Below are 20,488 nucleotides of genomic sequence, written 5' to 3'. Positions count from 1 at the left end.
CTTGATGACTGACTACCGAATCGCCGAGGTCGCATTCACTGACGCCGACATCGTGCTGACCCTGACGAACGGCGACGTGCTGACGACGCCGATCGTGCGCTACATCCGGGTCGAGAAGGCGGCACCCGCCGAGCGCACCCGCTGGGTGCTCGCCGACGACGGGCACGGTGTGAACTGGCCGGAGCTGTGGGAACCCGGCGACGAGGGCATGGTGAGCGTCTGGGACATCCTCCAAGACCGCCTCTACGAGGCCGCGCTCGGTCGCTTGCGGCAGGCGGGGTGGGACGTGGATGCCGTGTCGCAGCGCGACCGCGAGCTGGTCGCATTGTGGCGACTGGAGGCCAACATCAACAACGGCGGGTTCTTGCAGTTCTTCGGCAACTGGGGCGAGCGTAACCATCTCACCGCCGTCGCATCACTCGACGTGATCGGCGCATGCAGAGCCGCAGATCTCGTCCGCGGGATGTACGCGGTGATCGAGCCTTACGGGCGCTCCGGCGAGGTCGTCTCACTCGCCGATCTTCCAGGTCTGCTCACCGAGGCCGACCATGACCGGCTGCAGGGGCTGGACGAGGCATTCTGGGGGTACCCCGACCGGCTCGCGCGACTCGTCGTGCAGCACTACGGCACTCGTACGCGGAAGGTGGGAGAAGAACGGATGGGGAACAGGTCTTGATCAGAGTGATGGTCGGAAGCACCGTGCCAACCGAACACCTCGACAAAGTTCTCGAGCTCTACGACCGGCTCGTGGCGGAGACGAGGAAGGAGCCGGGATGCACGAGCTATGAGCTCCTGCAGCAGGTCGACGACCCACGGGAACTGATGTTGGTCGAGGAATGGGAATCTCAGGAGCACCTCGATGCGCACACCAGGACGTCCCACTTCGTGAGCATTGTCGGAGAACTGGACCAACTCGAACAGGCTGCGCCTGCACTCATCTACACCCAGACCTTCTAGGCCGGCATCGGACCGATGAGTTTCGCCCCGCCGACCGGTCTACCTCCCCAAGGGCACAACGGGAGGCGGATCATGCGAGTGATGCTGACAGTGGCGAGCGGTTTCGGCCAGCTGGAATCCCCACGCTGGCACGACGGCCGGCTGTGGTTCGCGGACTGGACGGCCGGGGTGATCCACGCGATCGACCAGGAGGGCCGGCTCGAGGCCGTGGTCGAGCACCGGTCGTTGCCGCTGTGCTTCGACTTCCTGCCCGACGGGGCGCCGGTGCTCGCCTCGGGCCCCGAGCGAGCGCTGCTGCGCCTGTCCCCCGACCGAACCCTCACGCGCTACGCGGACCTGTCGGCGCTGTCGCCCTACGGCAGCAACGACATCGTCGTCGACGGCCGGGGAAACACCTACGTCAACAACATCAACTTCGACTTCGCCGCCGGGCCGCCCGCGGCCGGGACCGCACCCGGATTCGTTGCGCTGGTCACCGCGGACGGGCGAGCACGCGTGGTTGCCGAGGACCTGGCCTTTCCTAACGGCATGGCCGTCACCGCCGACAATGCCACGCTCATCGTCGCCGAGTCCTACCGTCACCGGCTCACCGCCTTCGACATCGAGGCCGACGGGTCGCTGACGAACCGGCGTGTCTGGGCCGACGTCGGCGACCACTCACCCGACGGCATCTGCCTCGACGCCGAGGGCGCCGCCTGGTACGCCGACGTCGGCGACCGGTGCTGCGTGCGCGTCGCGGAGGGCGGTCAGGTCCTCGACCGGGTGCAGCTCGATCGCGGCGCCTTCGCCTGCGCGCTCGGCGGGGCAGACGGCGACACCCTGTTCGTCGTCGCCGCGCGGTGGCCGGGAGCCGAGCGCCTGATGGACCACGAGGCGTGGGAGGGCACCGTGATCAGCGCGACCGCGCCCGCGCCGGGATCCGGATGGCCAGGTCCGGCGGCCTGAGTCACCCCTGCGGCGTCGACCACGGATCGTCGTCGAGCAGGGCCCGCAGGGTCAGGTCCCAGCTGCGGGAACCGCGGGAGAGGAAGTCGTTGTGCCCCTCGCCCGGCACCTCCCAGAACACCACCGTGTCCCCGGCCGCCGCCGCGGCATCCCGGTACGCGCGGCTGGCCGCCGCCGGAACCTGGATGTCCTCCGCGCCGTGGATGCAGACCACCGGGACACCGATCGGGACCCGATATACCGGTGAGGCGTCGCGATAGAGCTGCGGCGCGTCCTCGAATCGCGCGCCGAAGAACGCCGCCAGGGCGGCGCCGGCCGTGCGACCGGCCGCACGCGCCGCCAGGTCCATCGCGCCCGCCTGCGTGACGACCCGCTCGGGGCGGACCGGGGAATCCCGTTGTCCGGCAACCCATAACGCCAGCTGCGCTCCCGCGGAGTGACCGACGATCCGGACGTTGGCCAGGTCCAGCGGGATCGGTGACAGGGCGGGCAGCACGCTGCCGACCGCGGCCAGCGCGGCCTCCATGTCGGCACTGGTCTGCTCCCAGCCGCCGCCCGCGCCGACCCGGCGGTACTCGACGTTCCACGACGCCACGCCGAGCCGTGCCAGTTCGATGGCGAGGGAAGTCGCCAGATTCAGGTGGAAATCGGCGCTCCAGTAGCCGCCGTGCACGAGCATCACCACCGGCACCGGGTCTGCGACCGGGGCGGCGGGCAGGTACAGGTGCCCGAACTGCTGCGGCTCGGGCCCGTAGTCGACGCGTTGGCGGGGCACGGCGACTACTGCAGGGGCCGCGCGGACCAGCGGTCGGTCAGCACACCGATCGCGCCGAGCGCCACGGCGCCCGCCGTGGAGGTCCGCAGCACCGTCGGCCCCAGGCGCACCGCGACCGCGCCCGCCGCGGTCAGCGCGTCGACCTCCGCGTCGTCCAGGCCGCCCTCCGGCCCGACCACCAGCAGCATCTCGGCCGCCGTGGCCAGCGGCAGCTCCGCCAGCGCCGTCGTTGCCGACTCGTGCAGCACCGCGACCACGGCGCCACCGGCCACCGCGGCCGCCACCCGCTCGACAACGGCGGGCGTGCGGTGCAGGTCGAGTACCTCCGGAATATGTGCTCGCCGTGACTGTTTCGCAGCGGCCGCAGCCACCGCGCGCCATTTCGCGACGCCCTTGTCGGCCTTCGGGCCCTCCCAGCGGGCCACGCACCGCGCGGACTGCCAGGGCACGATCGCGTCGATGCCTGCCTCGGTGGCCAGCTCGACCGCCAGCTCGGAGCGCTCCGCCTTCGGCAGCGCCTGCACCAGCATCACCGCCGGGGCGGCCGCAGGGACGGTGGCGCGGGCGGTGACCTCCAGGTCGAGGCGGTCCTTGCCGACCTCGACGACCACCGCGTCCGCGACGGCACCCCGGCCGTCGGAGAGCACCAGCCGCTCACCGACCCGGATCCGGCGCACCGTGGCGGCGTGCCTGCCCTCCTTGCCGTCGAGCACGGCGACGGCGCCGACCTCGGGCAGCGGGTCCAGATAGAACACCGTCGCGGCCATGTTCGTTCGCCCGACCCGTCAGCGACCGCTGAACGCGTCGCGCAGCCGGGAGAACAGTCCGCCGTTGTGCTGCGAGGCGGTGGTGACGACCTCGGCGTGGTCCTTGTCGCGCAGGTCCTTGAACGCGTTCAGCGCCGCGGTCTGCTTGCCGTCGAGGCGCGCGGGGACCACGACCTCCAGGTGCGCGTGCAGGTCGCCGCGCACCCCGGAACGCAGCTTCGGCATGCCGTGTCCACGGACCGATTCGACCTTGCCCGGCTGGGTGCCCGCGGGAATGGTGATCTCCGTCGGGCCGTCGATGATCGTGTTGACGGTGACGGTGGTGCCGAGCGCCGCGTCGACCATCGGGACGCGGACCGTGCAGTGCAGGTCGTCGCCGTCGCGGACGAACACGTCGTGCTGCTGCTCGATGATCTCGACGTACAGGTCGCCTGCGTGGCCGCCGCCTGGACCGACCTCGCCCTGCGCGGCCAGCCGGATCCGCATGCCGCCGCTCACGCCGACCGGGACCTTCACCGCGATGTCGCGGCGGGCGCGTACCCGTCCGTCGCCGCCGCACTTGTGGCAGGGATCGGGGATCGTCTCGCCGGCGCCGCGACAGGTCGGGCACGGACGGGAGGTCATAACCTGGCCGAGGAACGAGCGCTGGACGGACTGCACCTCGCCTGCGCCGCGGCAGGTCTCGCAGGTCACGGGCTTGGAGTCGCCGTTGGTTCCGGCACCGGTGCACGCGTCGCAGAGGATCGCGGTGTCCACGGTGATGTGCTTGGTGACGCCGGTGGCGCATTCCTCGAGGGTCAGCTTGGTCCGCAGCAGCGAATCGGCACCGGGCTGGACGCGGCCGCGGGGTCCGCGGCTGGTCTGGCCGCCGCCGCCGAAGAACGCCTCGAACACGTCGCCGAGTCCGCCACCGAAGCCGGCACCACCGAAGCCGGCGCCGCCCCCGCCACCCTGCGACAGCGGGTCGCCGCCGAGGTCGACGATGCGTCGCTTCTCCGGATCGGAGAGCACCTCGTATGCGGTCGAGATGTCCTTGAACCGCGCCTGCGCCGCCTCGTCGGGGTTGACGTCGGGATGCAGCTCCCTGGCGAGCTTGCGGTACGCCCGCTTGATCTCCTGATCGGTCGCCTTCGTGCTGACGCCCAGAAGTCCGTAGTAATCCCGTGCCACGTTAAGTCTCTCGTCCTCGTTGTCGATCAGTTCCAGCTGTCAGTGAAAGTCCTGCTCGCGGCCGCCCGCGCACGCGCGTCAGCGCTCGGCGAGTACCTCGCCGATATACCTCGCAACGGCGGCGACCGATGCGATTGTTCCCGGGTAGTCCATCCGGGTGGGGCCGAGCACCCCCATGCCGCCGAAGACGTTGCCACCCGCGCCGTAGCCGGTGGTGATCACCGAGGTCCCGCGGATCTGCTCCATCTGGGTCTCTTCGCCGATGCGGACGGTCACCTTGCCCGCGTCGCCGGTGGCGGCGAGCAGCTTGAGCACGATGACCTGCTCCTCGAGGGCCTCGAGGACGGACCGCAGCGAACCGGGGAACCCGGTGAAGTCCGCCGCATTGCGGGTCAGGTTCGAGGTGCCGCCCAGCACCAGCCGCTCCTCGGGGTGCTCGACGAGGGTCTCGATCAGCACCGTCGCCGAGCGGACCACGGCGTCACGCAGGTGGTCCGGGGCGTCGGCGGCGAGCTCCGAGACGGCGATCGACGCGGCGGCCAGGCGCTTGCCCTCCAGCGCGCCACCCAGCAGGTTCCGCAGCCGGGACAGATTCTCGTCGTCGATCACGTCGCCCAGTTCGACGATGCGCTGATCCACGCGACCGGAGTCGGTGATGAGCACCAGCAGCAGCCGGGCCGGGGTCAGCGCGACCACCTCGAGGTGGCGGACCGAGGACGACGAGAGCGTCGGGTACTGCACGACCGCGACCTGCCTGGTCAGCTGGGCCAGCAACCGCACCCCGCGGCGGAGAACGTCGTCCAGGTCGACGCCGGATTCGAGGAACTCCAGGATGGCGCGGCGTTCGGCGGGCGAGAGCGGCTTGACGTCGGCGATCCGGTCCACGAACTGCCGGTAGCCCTTGTCCGTCGGCACCCGGCCCGAGCTGGTGTGCGGCTGGGCGATGTAGCCCTCGGCCTCGAGCACGGCCATGTCATTGCGCACGGTGGCACTGGAGACGCCCAGGTTGTGGCGCTCGACGAGGGCCTTCGAGCCGATCGGCTCCTGGGTGGCGACGTAGTCGGCGACGATCGCGCGCAGCACCTCGAAACGTCGTTCATCGGTACTCGACACAGCCGCCACCTCCGTCACCCAACTCCCCCGTCCGGAAGTCCGGCGAGACCATCGTCGCGGTCGGCGTGGTTCACACCCCCGCGACCGGCTACCAGTCTAATCGCCCTGCCGGGCTCGCCCCGCGAGGCCTTACTGTGTGTGGTGCGCCAACGGCGCCAGGCGCCGACCGCGCACCCCGACTACCGCGACGGAAACACCGATGATTTTCAAGGGCGTGAGGGACGGCAAGCCGTACCCGGACCATGGGCTGTCGATCCGCGACTGGTCGAAGATCCCGCCGCGGCAGGTGCGCCTCGACGAGATCGTGACCACGACCAAGGTCCTGGAGCTGGATCGACTGCTGTCCGAGGACTCCACCTTCTACGGCGACCTGTTCCCGCACGCGGTGCTCTGGGACGGCGTGATCTATCTCGAGGACGGCCTGCACCGCGCGGTCCGCTCCGCCCTGCGCAACAGGGTCGTCCTGCACGCCAGGGTCTTCGACTACGACGCGATCCGCTGACGCGAGGAGCCACCATCAACATCGCCAGCGCACTCATGCTGCCGGAACGCGTGGTCACGCGTGGATTCGGCGAACTCCGCGACCTGGAGCGTCAGTTCATGACGACCCTCGCCTTGGCCCGCGGCGTCTTCGACGCGTTCTCCCCGATCGTGGACCGGGCGCAACAACTCGGTGCGCTCATCGATCGACTCGGCCCCGCCCTGGACGACCTCTCGGAGTTGCTGGTGGCCGCCAGGCAGATCGCCGAGAGCGCCGAACGGATCGCGGTGAGCGCGCAGGGCATCGACGGCAGCGCCGCGATCATCGCCCGCGACGCCGAGGTGCTGGCTCGCGATGCCGGCCGGCTCGCGCGGTTCACCGACCGGATCCCCGGTGGCGGCAAGCGCCAGGCGTGACGCCAGGGCGTTGGTCGCGTCAGATCATCAGGGCGGCGAAACCGACACAGGCGACGGTGAACAAGGCAACGAGCGCGCACAGGACGACGGATCCGGTCACGATCAATGCGGGCGCGCAGGCCGAGACCCCGGAGCCGAGCGCGATGGTAGGCGACGATCGGAGCCGGGAGGTCGACGGTTCGGCGGGGACGAGGGCCCGGCCTGCTGCTGGGTGGTTCATGTGATCTCCTGTCCGGGCCTACAGGCCGACGGTCTTTTCGAGGGCGCAGAGTTCGTCGTCGAGGTGACCGAGCAGGGGCTGAAGGAGCGGCACCGCTCGCCTGCAGCCGGTCAGCCCGAACGCGATCTCGTCATCGGTACTGGTGCACGTGATGTTGAGGGCCTGTCCGTCGACCGGGATCGACAGCGGATACAGCGCGGTCAGTCTGGCGCCGTTCCAGTACAGAGGCGTGGCAGGCCCGGGAACGTTGGAGATCATCACGTTGGGCGGGCGGACCGGCCCGCCCATTCCGAACATGCCAAGTGCGAGCGGCGCGGCCCCGAGCGCACTCATCGCCAGAGCCTGCGCCGAGCTCATCGCCCGCAGCGCCTGTTTGCCCTCGCGCATGGATGCCGTCACGGTCGCGAGCCGCTTAGCCGGGTCGGCGAGGTCGGTGGCGAGATTGCACATCAGCACCCCGATCTCGTTGCCTGCCTTGCTCTCCCGCTGCTCGCCGCGTAGCGAGACCGGCACCATCGCGATCAGCGGGTCGGCGGGCAACGCCTCGAAGTCGCCCAGGTAGCCGCGCAGCGCCCCTGAGCACATCGCGAGCACGACGTCGTTGATGGTCACCTCGGCATGCTTGGCGACCAGCCGTAGCCGATCGATCGGCCAGGAGCGCACCGCAAACCGTCGGGCCCCACCGATCGGCACGTTGAGCATCGACCCGGGCGCAGAGAGCGAGAGCGATCCGCCACGCCCGTGCATGGCCCGGTCGACGGTGCCCACGAGCGCGGGCACGAGACCTCCCAACTCACCGAGCGCGCCGCGGGCGACGCGCAGCGCCGTGGCAGGCACGCCGAGGGGTCCGGGGCCGCCCGCCTTCGGGTCCGGGACGAGTCGCAGCGCGCCGCGCTCGCGTACCAGCGGCTCCCAGGGCGCTGGCATCTCCCGCCGTGCCGGATCCGCGCTGAGCCCACGGCGCAGCAGCTTCATCGCCGACACGCCGTCCGCGAGGGCGTGGTGGATCTTCGTGTACACCGCGAAGCGGCCGTCAGCGAGGCCCTCTATCAGGTGCATCTCCCACAGCGGCCTGCTCCGGTCCAGCAACACGGCGTGCAGGCGGGAGACCAACTCCAGCAGTTCCGTGATCCCACCGGGACGCGGCAGGGCGTCGTGACGCACGTGGTGTCCGAGGTCGACCTCGACATCCGTCTCCCAGCCCCACTGCCCCAGGGAGGTCACCGACCGACGGGCGCGTTTGCGCAACAGCGGCGCGACATCGCCCCGACCCAACGACGAATCGAGCAGAGCCCGCACATCGCACGCATCGGCGCCCTCCGGCGGAGCGAACAGCGCGAGCCCCCCGACGTGCATCGGATGGTCGCGGGACTCGCCCAGCAGGAACATCGAATCGGTCGGCGCCATCGGCAGCAGCAAGTTTCGGCCTTTCCATGTGCCCGCACCCGGACGATCACGCGGTTCGTGGAGCCGAGGGGGCGTGTCCTGGATTTTGTCCAGCGACAACGATGCGGCCAACGGTAGATGCAGCAACACCTGAAGGCTGTCCCCGAAGCGCGGGCGATGTCCCGATTGCGCAGGGACTTCGGCGTGCCGGGGGATTTGCCGTCCGGGTCACGTCGTGGTGAGGGTCTGCGACGGCGGTTGTCCGTACCGCTTCCGGTAATCGAGGGCGAATCGGCCGAGGTGCCGGAACCCCCACCGGTAGGCCACGTCGGTGACCGCGACGACGGCCGGATTCGACCGGATCAGGTCCTCGTGAGCCCGCTCGAGCCGCACATCGCGAAGGTAGGCCAGCGGCGCGACCCCGACGTACCGCTGGAATCCGTCCTGGAGGGTGCGGACACTGACGCCCACGAGTGTCGCCAGCCTGCTGACGGTCCAGGAGTCCTCGGGATGAGCGTGAATCGCGTCGATGGCCCTGCCGATGGTGCGCGGGCGGGCCGCCTGCGCGGGCGAGTCCAGGATGTCGCTGCTGTCGTGATTCGCCGCGAGCAGCAGGCCGGTGGTCACGGCATCGACCAGTCGGCTCGAAACCAGCTCGTTGTAGAGCAGGCTGCTGTCGTCGTCGAGTTCCGCGGCGAGGGTCCGGACCAGCGCCAACCAGCTTGCACCCGCCTTGCTGGACAGATCGAGCACGGGGTCGAAGTTCACCGGTTTGCCTACCGGCCGGCCGAGTAGGGCGCGAAGTTCGGACTCGAGGTAGGCACGATCGAATTTGATGCCGTACACAACGCAGTCCGCGCTCCATCGTGTGATCCTGGTGGAGCGATGCGGGAGGTAGATGGACGCACGCCCAGGGGTGACCACATCGGACTCGCCGCCGGCTTCCGACTCGATGCCGCCCGACATCGGAATGCTCACGTGGTAGGCACTTTCCAGCTCGCCGAGGTCGATGCGCACGTCCGCTCCGTACGACAACCGCCCCACGGACACCGGACCGAGCTGCACGGTGCGTAGCGACATGTCGAGGTCGGAATCCGTGGTGAGCTGGGCCAGCCGGTGGGGGTAGTACGTCCCGCCGACGGCCGCACGCGCTTCGTCGAGGGTTCGGGCCTGAAATGCCGACACCCGGCGCGTCGGTTCGGGCGCACCCGCTGCAGGCGATTTATCGTGCATCTTTCGCCTCCACACTCAGGCTACGCGCCGCACGGTTCCGGAGATGCCCGCCTGCCCACTTGTGCCGCTGACCCAAAAGGCCCTTGGTTGTTGGCCGAATCGGCCAAGCGCCGCCGCTCCGATCACACCGATACTCGACGTCACCCACCACCGAGGAGTGCGCGATGAGTATCGATCAGATGGTGCCGACGACCGGCCGACCGCCCGTGACCGTCCACTGCCCGGCGACCGGCGAGGTGGTCGGGTCGGTCCCAGACACCGAGCCCGACTCCATCGCCGAGGCGGTCGACGAGCTCCGCGCACAGCAGCCGGCCTGGGAGGCACTCGGCCCCAAGGGGCGAGCGAGGTGGCTGTTCGAACTGCGGGACTGGTTGCTGGACAATGAGATCCATCTGATGGATGTCCTCCAATCGGAGACCGGCAAGCCGCGGGCCGAAGCTGCGATCGAGATGCCGGTGGTCGCCGAGATCATCAATTTCTACGCCTCCCGCGCGCCGCGTGCCCTGGCCGACGCGAAGCTCCCGAACGCAGGCACGTTCAGCCTCAGCAAGTCGAAGCGCAAGACCTACCGTCCGCATCCGGTGGTCGGCGTGATCACGCCGTGGAACTTCCCACTGCTGATGCCCGCCATGGACGTGATCCCCGCACTGCTCGCAGGCGCCGCCGTCATCCTCAAGCCGTCCGAGGTGACCCCGCTGTCGGCGCTCGAGCTGGCGCGCGGATGGCGGGAGATCGGCGCACCGCCGGTGTTGGCCTGTGTCACCGGCCGTGGGGGCACCGGCGCGGCCGTCGTCGACGTCGTGGACATGGTGCAGTTCACCGGCTCCACCGCCACCGGCCGCACGATCGCCGCCAGGGCGGGCGAGCGCCTGATCCCCTGCAGCGTCGAACTCGGCGGCAAGGACGCCGCGATAGTGCTGGCCGACGCCGACCTCGAGCGCGCCGCCAACGGGATCCTCTGGGGCGGACTGATGAACGCCGGCCAGGCCTGCATCTCCGTCGAACGGGTCTACGTCGAGGCGTCGGTTCACGACGAGTTCGTCGCGCTGCTCACCGAGAAGGTCCGGGCGCTGCGTCAGGGCGCCGACGACGACTCCTACTCCGCGGACGTGGGTGCGCTCGCCAACGCGAACCAGCTCGACATCGTGCGCCGTCACGTCGACGACGCGATCGCCCGCGGCGCCACCGCGGCGATCGGCGGCGCCCCGACCGGCGAGGGGACCTTCTTCGAACCGACCGTGCTGGTCGACGTGGACCACACCATGGCCTGCATGACCGAGGAGACCTTCGGCCCCACCATCCCGGTGATGAAGGTGGCCGACGCGGACGAGGCCGTGCGGCTCGCCAACGACTCCGTCTACGGCCTGTCCGCGACGGTCTGGACCGGCAGCCGCTCGCGCGGGAACGCCGTCGCACGACGCCTCGAGGCCGGGGCGGTCAACATCAACGACGTGTTCAGCAACCTCTTCTGCTTCGGCCTGCCGCACGGCGGGTGGAAGAGCTCCGGGATCGGCGCGCGTTTCGGGGGAGATTCGGGCCTGCAGAAATACTGCCGGGTCCAGGCCGTCACCGCGCCCCGGTTCCCCACCCCGACGAACGAACCGCTGTGGTACCCGTACACGCCCTCACGCGGGCGGGTCGCGGCCCGGCTGCTGCGGGCGATCGTCGCCCGCGACGTTCGCAGGCGGCTCTCCGCAACCCGTCGGTGACGCTCGGAAACCAGACCGCCCCCGCTGTCGGTGCCGGTCCTGTTTAACGGTTGACCTGCGACGACGCTGCTTTCCGAATTCGACTGTGGGCCCGGCTGACTCGCCCTACTCTGACCGATCGGGGGGGGCGTGCGATGCGGGCCACCCAGCAAGCACACTTCGAACGAAGGAACCTCATGTCACGATCCCTGGCGCGCCGCGGCGCGTCTGTCCTTGTCGCCGCGGCTCTGCTCGGTGGCGGCCTGGCCCTCGGTGGGGGTACTGCATCGGCCGAGGAAGCCCCCGACAGCGGCAGCTTGATTGGCCCCGACTCTGGGCCGTTCCTGATGTGGCCGGCAGTCGCAGTGCTTCTCATCGGGACCGGGACCGGCTCAATCGGCGACGATTCCCCCTGGCTCGACTGCTACACACTCGACGGCCCGGGGAACCGCTGCCCCAAATCCACGGAACAATTCTTCGGATTGTTGCTGGGAGGCGGGTCCTGAGCTGACCGTCGGTTCGTAGGCGCACCCAGACGGCCGCAACTCCGCCCGCCCGCACAGGATTCCGGGCGGGCGGAGTTGCGTAGTGAGGGTTCAGCTCAGGATGTCGCGGATCACGCCGTCGGCCAGCAACCTGCCGCGGTCGGTGAGCACCAGTCGGTCACCGACGCGCGAGAGCAGTCCGTCCGCGACGACCTGCTCGGCGGCCGCGAGCTCGCTCGGGCGCAGGTCCGACGCAGGCAGCCCGGACCGCAGCCGCATCGTCAGCATCACCCGCTCCATGTGCCGATCCTCGTCGGTGAGCTGCTCGCTGTCCGCGACGGGCAGTTCACCCGCCGTCAGCCGGTCGGCGTAGCGGGCGGGGTGCTTGACGTTCCACCAGCGCACCCCGCCGACGTGACCGTGCGCGCCGGGACCCGCGCCCCACCAGTCGCCGCCGTCCCAGTACCCCAGGTTGTGCCTGCACTCGGCACCCTCCTTCGCCCAGTTCGACACCTCGTACCAGGTCAGCCCGGCGTCGGCGAGGCGCGCATCGATCCGCTCGTACCGGGCGGCGAGGACGTCGTCGTCGGGGGCGGGCAGGTCGCCGCGTCGCACCTTCCTTGCCAGCGCGGTGCCGTCCTCCACGATCAGCGCGTAGGCCGAGACGTGGTCGACACCCGCGGCGAGCACCGCATCCAGGGACGCGTCGAGGTCCTCGTCGCGCTCGCCGGGTGTGCCGTAGATCAGGTCCAGGTTCACGTGCTCGAACCCCGCCGCGCGCGCCTCCACGGCCGCAGCGACCGGTCGCCCGGGGGTGTGGGTGCGGTCGAGGATCCGCAGCACGTGTTGCGCCGCCGACTGCATGCCGAGCGAGATGCGGGTGAAGCCGGCCTCGCGGAGGCGGTCGAAGAACTCGGGCGAGGTGGACTCGGGGTTCGATTCCGTGGTCACCTCCGCGCCCGCGGCAAGGCCGAAGCTCGAGCGGACCGCGCCCAGCACGTCGGCCAGCCCGTCGCCGCCGAGCAGCGACGGCGTGCCGCCGCCGACGAACACCGTCTCCGCCGCGGGCACCGCGCCCTCGGCACCGAGCATCGCTGCCGCCGCGTCCAGCTCTCGACGCAGACCCTCGAGCCAGGACTGCGGCGACGCGGAGGTGCCCAGCTCCCCCGCCGTGTACGTGTTGAAGTCGCAGTACCCGCAGCGCGTCGCGCAGAACGGGACGTGGATGTAGATGCCGAACGGACGCGACCCCACTCCGGCCAGGGCATGGTCCGGCAGCGCAAACGCAGCAGCCACCGGCTCGGTCATCGATCCACTCACCTCATCAGTGTCCCATTACCAGAGGACGTGACGAGCGCCACACATCGCCCTGCCTGCGCATTTCCCCCAGATCAGGGGGAAATGATGTCCGGGTGTCGGAATCGGCGAGGCGATCTGGCACAATTGGCCGGGTGACCGGACTTGGGATTGCGCTCGTGGCTCGACGCCACGTCGATCTCAAGCGTGTCTGTAGCTGTCTGCCCTTGCCTGCGTAGACGCCATTCGCCAGCCCCCTCTCAGTCCCGGCCGGTCTCGGATGTGCCTGCGGGGACAGCCCTCCCCGTCGGCGATGCCATCACAGACCGGCGCACCGAAGAAGATTCTGGAGCGCCTCCGATGTCGCAAAGTGTCGACACTCCTCCTCCCGCCCGCGCGCCGCGGCCGGCCAAGCGCCGTGCCGAGGGCCAGTGGGCCCTCGGCTACCGCGAGCCGCTGAACGCCAACGAGCAGGCCAAGAAGGACGACAACCCCCTCAACGTCCGCGCCCGCATCGAGAACATCTACTCGAAGCAGGGATTCGACAGCATCGACAAGTCCGACCTGCGCGGCCGGATGCGTTGGTGGGGCCTCTACACCCAGCGCGAGCAGGGCTACGACGGCACCTTCACCGGCGACGAGAACATCGACCTGCTCGAGGCGAAGTACTTCATGATGCGGGTGCGCTGCGACGCAGGCGCCCTCAACGTCGAGCAGCTGCGCACCATCGCGGGGATCTCCACCGAGTTCGGCCGCGACACCGCCGACCTCTCGGACCGCGAGAACGTCCAGTACCACTGGATCGAGGTCGAGAACGTCCCCGAGATCTGGAAGCGGCTCGAGTCCGTCGGCCTCAAGACCACCGAGGCCTGCGGCGACTGCCCCCGCGTCGTCCTCGGGTCTCCGCTGGCAGGCGAGTCCCTCGACGAGGTCCTCGACCCGACCCCGGCGATCGACGAGATCGTCCGCCGCTACATCGGCAAGCCCGAGTACTCGAACCTGCCGCGCAAGTTCAAGACCGCGATCTCCGGCCAGCAGGACGTGGTGCACGAGATCAACGACGTCGCGTTCATCGGCGTCAACCATCCCGAGCACGGACCCGGCCTTGACCTGTGGGTCGGCGGCGGGCTCTCGACGAACCCGATGCTGGCGCAGCGCGTCGGCGTCTGGGTGCCGCTCGACGAGGTGCCGGACGTGTGGGAGGCCGTTGTCTCGATCTTCCGCGACTACGGCTACCGCCGACTGCGGTCCAAGGCGCGGCTGAAGTTCCTCATCAAGGACTGGGGCATCGAGAAGTTCCGTGAGGTGCTCGAGACCGAGTACCTCAAGCGGAAGCTGATCGACGGCCCCGCGCCCGAGCAGCCCAAGCGGCCGATCGACCACGTCGGCGTCCAGAAGACCCGCAACGGTCTCAACGCCGTCGGCTTCGCGCCGATCGCGGGCCGGGTCTCCGGCACCATCCTCGCGAAGGTCGCCGACGCCGCCGAGAAGGCAGGCAGCGACAAGATCCGCTTCACGCCGTACCAGAAGCTGATCATCCTCGACGTCGCCGACGACAAGCTCGATCAGCTGATCGCCGACCTCGACGAGCTGGGCCTGCCCGCCCGCCCGTCGCACTGGCGACAGAACCTGATGGCCTGCTCCGGCATCGAGTTCTGCAAGCTGTCGTTCGCCGAGACCCGCAAGCGCTCGCAGGTGCTGGTGCCCGAGCTCGAGCAGCGACTCGCGGACATCAACGCGCAGCTCGACGTGCCGATCACCATCAACATCAACGGCTGCCCCAACTCGTGCGCCCGCTCGCAGGTCGCGGACATCGGCTTCAAGGGCATGCTCATCGACGACGGTGAGGGGAATCAGGTGGAGGGCTTCCAGGTTCACCTGGGAGGCAGCCTCGGATTCGACGTGGCCTTCGGCCGCAAGCTGCGCCAGCACAAGGTCGCCAGCACCGAGATGGGCGACTACATCGACCGGGTGGTCCGGCAGTTCGTCAAGCACCGCAATGCGGGCGAACGCTTCGCCGAGTGGGCCGTCCGAGCAGACGAGGGGGATCTCCGTTGACCGAAGCGAAATTGGATCTGGCCACCGCGACCGCGGACGACCTCCGCGCGCTCGCCGAGCAGGCCGCGGCGAGCCTCGACGGCGCGTCCGCGCAGGAGCTGCTGCAGTGGACGGAGGACACGTTCGGGACCGACTACATCGTCGCGTCGAACATGCAGGACGGCGTTCTTGTGCACCTGGCCGCCCAGGTGCACCCCGGCGTCGACGTGCTGTTCCTCGAGACCGGCTACCACTTCGCGGAGACCATCGGCACCCGCGACGCGGTCGAGGCGGTGTACGGGGTGAACGTCATCAACGTCCAGGCCGAGGCCAGCGTCGCCGAGCAGGACGCGGCCGAGGGCAAGGACCTGTTCGCCCGCGACCCCGGCCGGTGCTGCGCACTGCGCAAGGTCGCGCCGCTGAAGAAGTCGCTCGCCGGATACAAGGCCTGGGTGACCGGCATCCGCCGGGTCGAGTCCCCCACCCGCGCCAACGCCCCGCTGATCTCGTTCGACGACGCGTTCGGGCTCGTGAAGATCAACCCGATCGCCGCGTGGTCCGACGACGACATGCAGGCCTACATCGACAAGCACTCGATCCTGGTGAATCCGCTTGTCGACGAAGGCTATCCATCAATCGGGTGCGCGCCGTGCACCGCCAAGCCAGCCCCCGGCTCCGATCCGCGCAGCGGACGGTGGGCCGGTAACGCCAAGACAGAATGCGGGTTGCACGCCTCATGACTGCTGAACTGACCGACATCCGACCGCAACTCGACGGCACCGACTTCGACACCCTCGCCGCCCTCGAGTCCGAGGCCATCCACATCTTCCGTGAGGTGGCAGGCGAGTTCGAGCGCCCGGTGATCCTGTTCTCCGGCGGCAAGGACTCCACGGTGCTGCTGCACCTGGCCATCAAGGCCTTCTGGCCCGCGCCGCTTCCCTTCGCGCTGCTGCACGTGGACACCGGGCACAACCTGCAGGAGGTGCTGGACTTCCGCGACCACGTTGTCGAGAAGTACAACCTGCGCCTGCACGTGGCCAAGGTCGAGGACTACCTCGCCGACGGCAGGCTCACCGAGCGGCCCGACGGCATCCGCAACCCGCTGCAGACGGTGCCGCTGCTGGACGCCATCGCCGAGAACCGCTTCGACGCGGTGTTCGGCGGCGCCCGCCGCGACGAGGAGCGGGCCCGCGCCAAGGAGCGGATCTTCTCGCTGCGCAACGCGTTCGGCCAGTGGGACCCGAAGAAGCAGCGTCCCGAGCTGTGGAACCTGTACAACGGCAAGCACTCCCCCGGCGAGCAGGTCCGCGTGTTCCCGCTGAGCAACTTCACCGAGCTCGACATCTGGCGCTACATCGCCCGCGACAACGTCGAGCTGGCCAGCATCTACTACGCCCACGAGCGCGAGGTGTACCAGCGCGACGGCATGTGGATGACCTCCGGCGTCTGGGGCGGACCGCGGGACGGCGAAGAGGTGCAGAACCTGTCGGTGCGCTACCGCACCGTCGGCGACGGCTCCACCACCGGCGCGGTGCTGTCCGAGGCCGCCGACAACGAGGCCATCCTGGCCGAGGTCGCGGCGTCGCGACTGACCGAGCGCGGCGCCACCCGTGGCGACGACCGAGTTTCCGAAGCGGCCATGGAAGACCGCAAGCGAGAGGGCTACTTCTGATGAGCGACCTCCTTCGACTCGCCACCGCGGGCAGCGTCGACGACGGCAAGTCCACCCTGGTGGGCCGGCTGCTGTACGACACGAAATCCGTTCTCGCCGACCAGATCGACGCCGTCACCCGCGCGTCGGTGGACCGTGGGCTCGACACCCCGGACCTGTCGCTGCTCGTCGACGGCCTGCGCGCGGAGCGTGAGCAGGGCATCACCATCGACGTGGCGTACCGCTACTTCGCGACGCCCAACCGCACGTTCGTGCTGGCGGACACCCCCGGCCACGTGCAATACACCCGCAACACCGTCTCCGGCGCGTCCACCGCGCAGCTGGTGATCCTGCTGGTCGACGCGCGCAAGGGCGTCATCTCGCAGACCCGCAAGCACGCCGCCGTGCTCGCGCTGCTCGGAGTGCCGAAGCTGGTGCTCGCGGTCAACAAGATCGACCTGGTCGAGAACCCCGCCCAGGTGTTCGCGGACATCTCCGAGGAGTTCAACGCGCTGACCACCTCGCTGGGGTGGGCATCCGAGGACGTCGTGGAGATCCCGGTCTCCGCGCTGCACGGCGACAACGTGGCCGTCCGCTCCGAGAACACCCCGTACTACAACGGCCCCACCCTGATCGAGCACCTCGAGTCGATCCCCGTGGACGCCGAGCCGCACCGGGTCGGCCTGCGCTTCCCGGTCCAGTACGTGATCCGGCCGCGCACCGCCGACTTCCTCGACTACCGCGGCTACGCCGGTCAGGTGGCCGCGGGTTCGGTCCGTCCGGGCGACGAGGTGGTGATCCTGCCGTCCGGCACCCGCACCACCGTCGAGCGCGTCGACACCGCCGACGGTGAGCTCGACGTCGCGAACGCGGGGCGCAGCGTCACGCTGATCCTGGCCGACGACGTCGACGTCTCGCGCGGCGACACCATCGCCTCCGTCGAGGACGCGCCCGAGCCGATCGGCGAGTTCGAGGCGACGGTCTGCTGGCTCGCCGAGAAGCCGCTGCGGCCAGGCGCCCGCCTGCTGCTCAAGCACGGCACCCGCACCACGCAGGCGATCGTCGGCGGCATCGTGGAGCGGTTCGACGAGCAGGACCTCACCACGGCGCAGAGCCCGGACACCCTCGAGCTCAACGAGATCGGCAAGATCTCGGTGCGCGTCGCGGAGCCGATCGTGGCGGACGACTACACCGTCAACCGGCACACCGGCAGCTTCCTGCTGATCGATCCGGCTGGCGGCAACACGCTCGCGGCCGGCCTGGTCGGCGACGCGATCGCCGCCGTCGAGCTCGCGCGCGTCTAGCGTCGTGTTCGACATCCAGGTCGGGGCGCACGCGTCCCCCATGCCCGTCCCGGCGCCGCTGATCGCGGTCGCCCACGGCAGCCGAGACCCCCGCTCCGCGCGGGCGGTCGCGGCCGCGGTGGACGGCATCCGGGCGTTGCGCCCCGACCTGGACGTCCGCCTCTGCTTCCTGGACCTGTCCGCCCCGTCGGTGGACCAGGCGATCGATGCGGTTGCCGCCGAGGGACATTCGTCCGCCATCGTGGTGCCGCTGCTGTTGGGCAGCGCGTTCCACGCCCGGGTGGACCTGCCCTCGCTGCTCGCGGCCGGCCGTCGCAGGCACCCCGGGCTCGACCTGGTCCAGGCCGAGGTGCTCGGCGACGACCACCGGTTGGTGGCGGCAGTGCGCGACCGCATCACCCAGACGGGAACCGATCTCGGCGATCCGGAGGTCGGCGTGGTGCTTGCCGCGGTCGGTTCGTCGTCGGAGACCGCCAACGAACTCACCACCCGCATCGGCCCGCGGCTGCGGTCCGGCACCGCGTGGGCAGGCGTCGAGGTCTGCTTCGCGACCACCGGACGCGGCCTGCCGCAGGCGGTCTCGGCGCTCCGGGCCCGCGGCGCGCGGTCGATCGTCGTCGCCCCGTGGTTCCTCGCGCCCGGCCTGCTCACCGACCGGATCGGCCGGTCCGCCGAGGACTGCGCACCGGAATCGCTGCGTGCCGACGTGATCGGCGCCCATCCCCTGCTCGCGGAGGTCGCTCTCGACCGGTACGCCGCGGGCGTCGAGCGGCTCTCCGCCGCCCGGATCGAACTCTCCGCCTAGTCCGACCGCTCGACCTCGTCTAGCCTGCGCCGCAGGTGGTCCCGTTCGGCGTCGGTGCCGACCGTGGCCAGCGCCGCCCGGTAGGCCGCCGCGGCCTCGGGGAACCGGCCCAACCGCTGCAGCAGGTCCGCGCGGGCGACCGCGTACGGGTGATAGCCCCGCAGCCGCGGCTCCCCCGCCAACCCGTCGAGCAGGGTCAGGCCCGCCTCCGGTCCGTCCCGCATCGCCACTGCCACCGCCCGGTTCAGCGCGACCACCGGCGACGGCGCCAGCGCGAGCAGCACGTCGTAGAGCGCCACCACCTGTGGCCAGTCCGTCGACGCGACGTCCACGGCCTCGTCGTGCAGGGCCGCGATGGCAGCCTGCACCCCGTACACGCCGGGCGCGCCACCGGTCAGCGCGACGACCACCAGCGCGCCGCCCTCCTCGATGGCCGCGCGGTCCCAGTCGCTGCGGTCCTGGTCGTCGAGCAGTACCAGCTCGCCGCCGGGCCCGGTCCGCGCGTCGCGGCGGGCGTGGATCAGCAGCATCAGCGCAAGCAACCCGGCGACCTCGCGCTCGGCGGGGAGCAGACGCCGCAGGATCCGGGCGAGCCGGATCGCCTCCTCCGCGAGGTCGAGTCGCTGCAGGTCGGGACCCGAGCTGGCCGCGTAGCCCTCGGTGAAGACCGAGTAGATCACCCCGAGCACCCCGGGCAGGCGTTCCGGCAACTCGTCGGCACCCGGCACCCGGAACGGGATCCGGGCCTGCCGGATCTTCTTCTTGGCCCGCACGATTCGCTGCGCCATCGTCGCGGTCGGGACGAGGAAGGCCCTGGCCACCTCCGGCGTCGTCAGGCCGGCCAGGCAGCGCAGGGTCAGCGCGGCCCTGTCCTCGTCCGCGAGCGCCGGGTGGGTGCAGGTGAAGAACAGCTGCAGCCGGTCGTCGGGCAGGTCGGCGAGCGCGTCGGCAGGCGGGGCGGGGTCCGCCCGGTCGGACTCGACCTGCAGGACGGCGAGCCGGGCCGCGTAGGTCTGGTCCCGTCGGAGCCGGTCGACCGCCCGCCGCCGCGCCGTCGTCATCAGCCAGGCGCCGGGCCGGGCGGGAACTCCGTCCACCGGCCAGTGCACCAGCGCGGCCTCGATCGCCTCCGAGGTGACCTCCTCGGCCAGGTCGAGGTCGCCGAACCGGCGGACGAGCGAGGCCAGCAGCCGGCCGCGTTCCTCCCGGAACACGGCCTCGACGGACGATCCGGCCGCGGCCCGCTCGTCCATCGCGGTCACTCCCCGAAGTCGGCGATCGGCCGCACCACGACCGATCCGCCACCGCGGGCACCCGGGCAGCGGGCGGCCCAGTCGAGCGCGACGTCGAGGTTCGGCACGTCGATCACGTAGAAGCCGCCCAGGACCTCCCTGGTCTCGGCGAAGGGGCCGTCGGTGACGGTCCGTGCACCGTCAGCGCCGACCCGGACCGCGGTGGCGGTGGTCAGGTCCGCGAGCGATTCCCCGGACACGAAGATGCCCGCGTCGCTGACCTGCTTGTCGTAGACCATCCAGTCCTCGGGCGTGCACCCGTTTGCGACGGGATCGGTGGAGGCCGCATTGATCAGCATCATGTACTTCATGGTTCGACTCCTGTCGTTTCATCGTCCGGCGAGGTGCCGTACTCAATGACGACGAACGGAACCCGGTCGAATCGACATTAGGCGCCTCCGGCGCCTGTGCGCGGTTGACGAGTGTCTGGACTCGTCAACCGCGCACGGGCCGCGGAGCGGCCTAGG

The 20,488-nt window shown here is 70.2% G+C and carries 21 protein-coding genes; 11 read left to right on the top strand and 10 right to left on the bottom strand.

All coding sequences use genetic code 11. From position 1 onward, the window contains the following. Positions 1-4: 4 nt before the first annotated feature. From ACWFRB_RS18750 to ACWFRB_RS18740, 3 genes are all read left to right on the top strand, one after another. Positions 5-676 (top strand): DMP19 family protein, encoded by a 672-nt coding sequence (locus ACWFRB_RS18750; protein ID WP_452642670.1) that lies wholly within the window; start codon positions 5-7, stop codon positions 674-676. An 8-nt stretch (positions 677-684) separates the two neighbouring features. Beyond that, positions 685-957 (top strand): putative quinol monooxygenase, encoded by a 273-nt coding sequence (locus ACWFRB_RS18745; protein WP_452642714.1) that lies wholly within the window; start codon positions 685-687, stop codon positions 955-957. Positions 958-1,038: 81 nt separating this feature from the next. Continuing rightward, positions 1,039-1,902, top strand: coding sequence for an SMP-30/gluconolactonase/LRE family protein (locus ACWFRB_RS18740; protein ID WP_452642668.1), 864 nt, complete (start codon positions 1,039-1,041; stop codon positions 1,900-1,902). A 1-nt stretch (position 1,903) separates the two neighbouring features. On the opposite strand, the gene ACWFRB_RS18735 is transcribed toward ACWFRB_RS18740, so the two are convergent. The 4 genes from ACWFRB_RS18735 to hrcA form a co-directional block, all read right to left on the bottom strand. Then, positions 1,904-2,677: an alpha/beta hydrolase family protein gene (locus ACWFRB_RS18735; protein ID WP_452642666.1), complete on the bottom strand. Its 774-nt coding sequence runs from the start codon at positions 2,675-2,677 to the stop codon at positions 1,904-1,906. Between the two features lie 5 nt (positions 2,678-2,682). Further along, positions 2,683-3,444: a 16S rRNA (uracil(1498)-N(3))-methyltransferase gene (locus ACWFRB_RS18730; protein WP_452642664.1), complete on the bottom strand. Its 762-nt coding sequence runs from the start codon at positions 3,442-3,444 to the stop codon at positions 2,683-2,685. An 18-nt stretch (positions 3,445-3,462) separates the two neighbouring features. Then, positions 3,463-4,614, bottom strand: coding sequence for a molecular chaperone DnaJ (gene dnaJ / locus ACWFRB_RS18725; protein ID WP_452642662.1), 1,152 nt, complete (start codon positions 4,612-4,614; stop codon positions 3,463-3,465). Between the two features lie 78 nt (positions 4,615-4,692). Continuing rightward, on the bottom strand, positions 4,693-5,727 hold the full coding sequence (gene hrcA / locus ACWFRB_RS18720) for a heat-inducible transcriptional repressor HrcA (RefSeq protein WP_452642660.1): 1,035 nt from the start codon (positions 5,725-5,727) through the stop codon (positions 4,693-4,695). 199 nt (positions 5,728-5,926) lie between these two features. Between hrcA and ACWFRB_RS18715 the strand changes: the two genes are divergently transcribed. Both ACWFRB_RS18715 and ACWFRB_RS18710 read left to right on the top strand, forming a co-directional pair. Then, positions 5,927-6,229: a type II toxin-antitoxin system VapB family antitoxin gene (locus ACWFRB_RS18715; protein WP_027499959.1), complete on the top strand. Its 303-nt coding sequence runs from the start codon at positions 5,927-5,929 to the stop codon at positions 6,227-6,229. Positions 6,230-6,264: 35 nt separating this feature from the next. After that, positions 6,265-6,624: a hypothetical protein gene (locus ACWFRB_RS18710; RefSeq protein ID WP_452642659.1), complete on the top strand. Its 360-nt coding sequence runs from the start codon at positions 6,265-6,267 to the stop codon at positions 6,622-6,624. Between the two features lie 19 nt (positions 6,625-6,643). Here ACWFRB_RS18710 and ACWFRB_RS18705 read toward each other — a convergent pair whose 3' ends face one another. The 3 genes from ACWFRB_RS18705 to ACWFRB_RS18695 all read right to left on the bottom strand — a co-directional run bounded on the left by ACWFRB_RS18705 (position 6,644) and on the right by ACWFRB_RS18695 (position 9,463). Further along, positions 6,644-6,844, bottom strand: a complete 201-nt coding sequence (locus tag ACWFRB_RS18705; protein WP_452642657.1) for a hypothetical protein — start codon at positions 6,842-6,844, stop codon at positions 6,644-6,646. Positions 6,845-6,862: 18 nt separating this feature from the next. Continuing rightward, positions 6,863-8,263: a WS/DGAT/MGAT family O-acyltransferase gene (locus tag ACWFRB_RS18700; RefSeq protein WP_452642655.1), complete on the bottom strand. Its 1,401-nt coding sequence runs from the start codon at positions 8,261-8,263 to the stop codon at positions 6,863-6,865. A gap of 195 nt (positions 8,264-8,458) precedes the next feature. Beyond that, positions 8,459-9,463 (bottom strand): AraC family transcriptional regulator, encoded by a 1,005-nt coding sequence (locus tag ACWFRB_RS18695; RefSeq protein ID WP_452642653.1) that lies wholly within the window; start codon positions 9,461-9,463, stop codon positions 8,459-8,461. Between the two features lie 164 nt (positions 9,464-9,627). Here ACWFRB_RS18695 and ACWFRB_RS18690 point away from each other — a divergent pair, with 164 nt between their 5' ends. Then, entirely contained in the window at positions 9,628-11,172 is a 1,545-nt protein-coding gene (locus ACWFRB_RS18690) for an aldehyde dehydrogenase family protein (RefSeq protein WP_452642652.1), read from the top strand. 575 nt (positions 11,173-11,747) lie between these two features. On the opposite strand, the gene hemW is transcribed toward ACWFRB_RS18690, so the two are convergent. Further along, positions 11,748-12,944: a radical SAM family heme chaperone HemW gene (hemW, locus tag ACWFRB_RS18685; protein WP_452642651.1), complete on the bottom strand. Its 1,197-nt coding sequence runs from the start codon at positions 12,942-12,944 to the stop codon at positions 11,748-11,750. A 348-nt stretch (positions 12,945-13,292) separates the two neighbouring features. On the opposite strand from hemW, the gene ACWFRB_RS18680 reads away from it, so the two are divergent. The 5 genes from ACWFRB_RS18680 to ACWFRB_RS18660 are packed head-to-tail and all read left to right on the top strand — an operon-like array spanning position 13,293 to position 18,729. Next, the gene (locus ACWFRB_RS18680) at positions 13,293-14,990 is read left to right on the top strand and encodes a nitrite/sulfite reductase (RefSeq protein WP_027499952.1); all 1,698 of its coding nucleotides are present in this window, start codon (positions 13,293-13,295) and stop codon (positions 14,988-14,990) included. An 11-nt stretch (positions 14,991-15,001) separates the two neighbouring features. After that, on the top strand, positions 15,002-15,709 hold the full coding sequence (locus tag ACWFRB_RS18675; RefSeq protein WP_397514155.1) for a phosphoadenylyl-sulfate reductase: 708 nt from the start codon (positions 15,002-15,004) through the stop codon (positions 15,707-15,709). After that, a complete protein-coding gene (cysD, locus tag ACWFRB_RS18670; protein WP_452642649.1) occupies positions 15,706-16,641 on the top strand; it encodes a sulfate adenylyltransferase subunit CysD in 936 nt (311 codons plus the stop codon). Before ACWFRB_RS18675 ends, cysD begins: the two co-directional genes overlap by 4 nt. Then, positions 16,641-17,924, top strand: coding sequence for a sulfate adenylyltransferase subunit 1 (locus ACWFRB_RS18665; RefSeq protein WP_452642647.1), 1,284 nt, complete (start codon positions 16,641-16,643; stop codon positions 17,922-17,924). Before cysD ends, ACWFRB_RS18665 begins: the two co-directional genes overlap by 1 nt. A 40-nt stretch (positions 17,925-17,964) precedes the next feature. After that, positions 17,965-18,729 carry a sirohydrochlorin chelatase gene (locus tag ACWFRB_RS18660; protein ID WP_452642713.1) on the top strand — a complete coding sequence of 255 codons (765 nt, stop codon included), beginning with the start codon at positions 17,965-17,967 and terminating at the stop codon, positions 18,727-18,729. Here the strand turns inward: ACWFRB_RS18660 and ACWFRB_RS18655 are convergent. Next, the gene (locus tag ACWFRB_RS18655) at positions 18,726-19,982 is read right to left on the bottom strand and encodes an RNA polymerase sigma factor (RefSeq protein ID WP_452642711.1); all 1,257 of its coding nucleotides are present in this window, start codon (positions 19,980-19,982) and stop codon (positions 18,726-18,728) included. The two genes, ACWFRB_RS18660 and ACWFRB_RS18655, sit on opposite strands and share 4 nt — an antisense overlap. 5 nt (positions 19,983-19,987) lie before the next feature. Beyond that, positions 19,988-20,332: a YciI family protein gene (locus tag ACWFRB_RS18650; RefSeq protein ID WP_452642646.1), complete on the bottom strand. Its 345-nt coding sequence runs from the start codon at positions 20,330-20,332 to the stop codon at positions 19,988-19,990. Positions 20,333-20,488 lie beyond the last annotated feature (156 nt).

Source organism: Rhodococcus sp. NPDC055112 (assembly GCF_053607505.1).
Note: the sequence above shows the minus strand (reverse complement) of the source record. Positions and strands in the feature narration are given on the sequence as shown.

Excerpts from the sequence above, each read along its gene's own strand:
- ACWFRB_RS18750 (WP_452642670.1), top strand. The coding sequence starts at position 5 with ATGACTGACTACCGAATCGCCGAGGTCGCATTCACTGACGCCGACATC.
- ACWFRB_RS18745 (WP_452642714.1), top strand. The coding sequence starts at position 685 with ATGGTCGGAAGCACCGTGCCAACCGAACACCTCGACAAAGTTCTCGAG.
- ACWFRB_RS18740 (WP_452642668.1), top strand. The coding sequence starts at position 1,039 with ATGCTGACAGTGGCGAGCGGTTTCGGCCAGCTGGAATCCCCACGCTGG.
- ACWFRB_RS18730 (WP_452642664.1), bottom strand. The coding sequence starts at position 3,444 with ATGGCCGCGACGGTGTTCTATCTGGACCCGCTGCCCGAGGTCGGCGCC.
- ACWFRB_RS18715 (WP_027499959.1), top strand. The coding sequence starts at position 5,927 with ATGATTTTCAAGGGCGTGAGGGACGGCAAGCCGTACCCGGACCATGGG.
- ACWFRB_RS18710 (WP_452642659.1), top strand. The coding sequence starts at position 6,265 with ATGCTGCCGGAACGCGTGGTCACGCGTGGATTCGGCGAACTCCGCGAC.
- ACWFRB_RS18705 (WP_452642657.1), bottom strand. The coding sequence starts at position 6,844 with ATGAACCACCCAGCAGCAGGCCGGGCCCTCGTCCCCGCCGAACCGTCG.
- ACWFRB_RS18695 (WP_452642653.1), bottom strand. The coding sequence starts at position 9,463 with ATGCACGATAAATCGCCTGCAGCGGGTGCGCCCGAACCGACGCGCCGG.
- ACWFRB_RS18690 (WP_452642652.1), top strand. The coding sequence starts at position 9,628 with ATGAGTATCGATCAGATGGTGCCGACGACCGGCCGACCGCCCGTGACC.
- hemW (WP_452642651.1), bottom strand. The coding sequence starts at position 12,944 with ATGACCGAGCCGGTGGCTGCTGCGTTTGCGCTGCCGGACCATGCCCTG.
- ACWFRB_RS18680 (WP_027499952.1), top strand. The coding sequence starts at position 13,293 with ATGTCGCAAAGTGTCGACACTCCTCCTCCCGCCCGCGCGCCGCGGCCG.
- cysD (WP_452642649.1), top strand. The coding sequence starts at position 15,706 with ATGACTGCTGAACTGACCGACATCCGACCGCAACTCGACGGCACCGAC.
- ACWFRB_RS18665 (WP_452642647.1), top strand. The coding sequence starts at position 16,641 with ATGAGCGACCTCCTTCGACTCGCCACCGCGGGCAGCGTCGACGACGGC.
- ACWFRB_RS18660 (WP_452642713.1), top strand. The coding sequence starts at position 17,965 with ATGCCCGTCCCGGCGCCGCTGATCGCGGTCGCCCACGGCAGCCGAGAC.
- ACWFRB_RS18655 (WP_452642711.1), bottom strand. The coding sequence starts at position 19,982 with ATGGACGAGCGGGCCGCGGCCGGATCGTCCGTCGAGGCCGTGTTCCGG.
- ACWFRB_RS18650 (WP_452642646.1), bottom strand. The coding sequence starts at position 20,332 with ATGAAGTACATGATGCTGATCAATGCGGCCTCCACCGATCCCGTCGCA.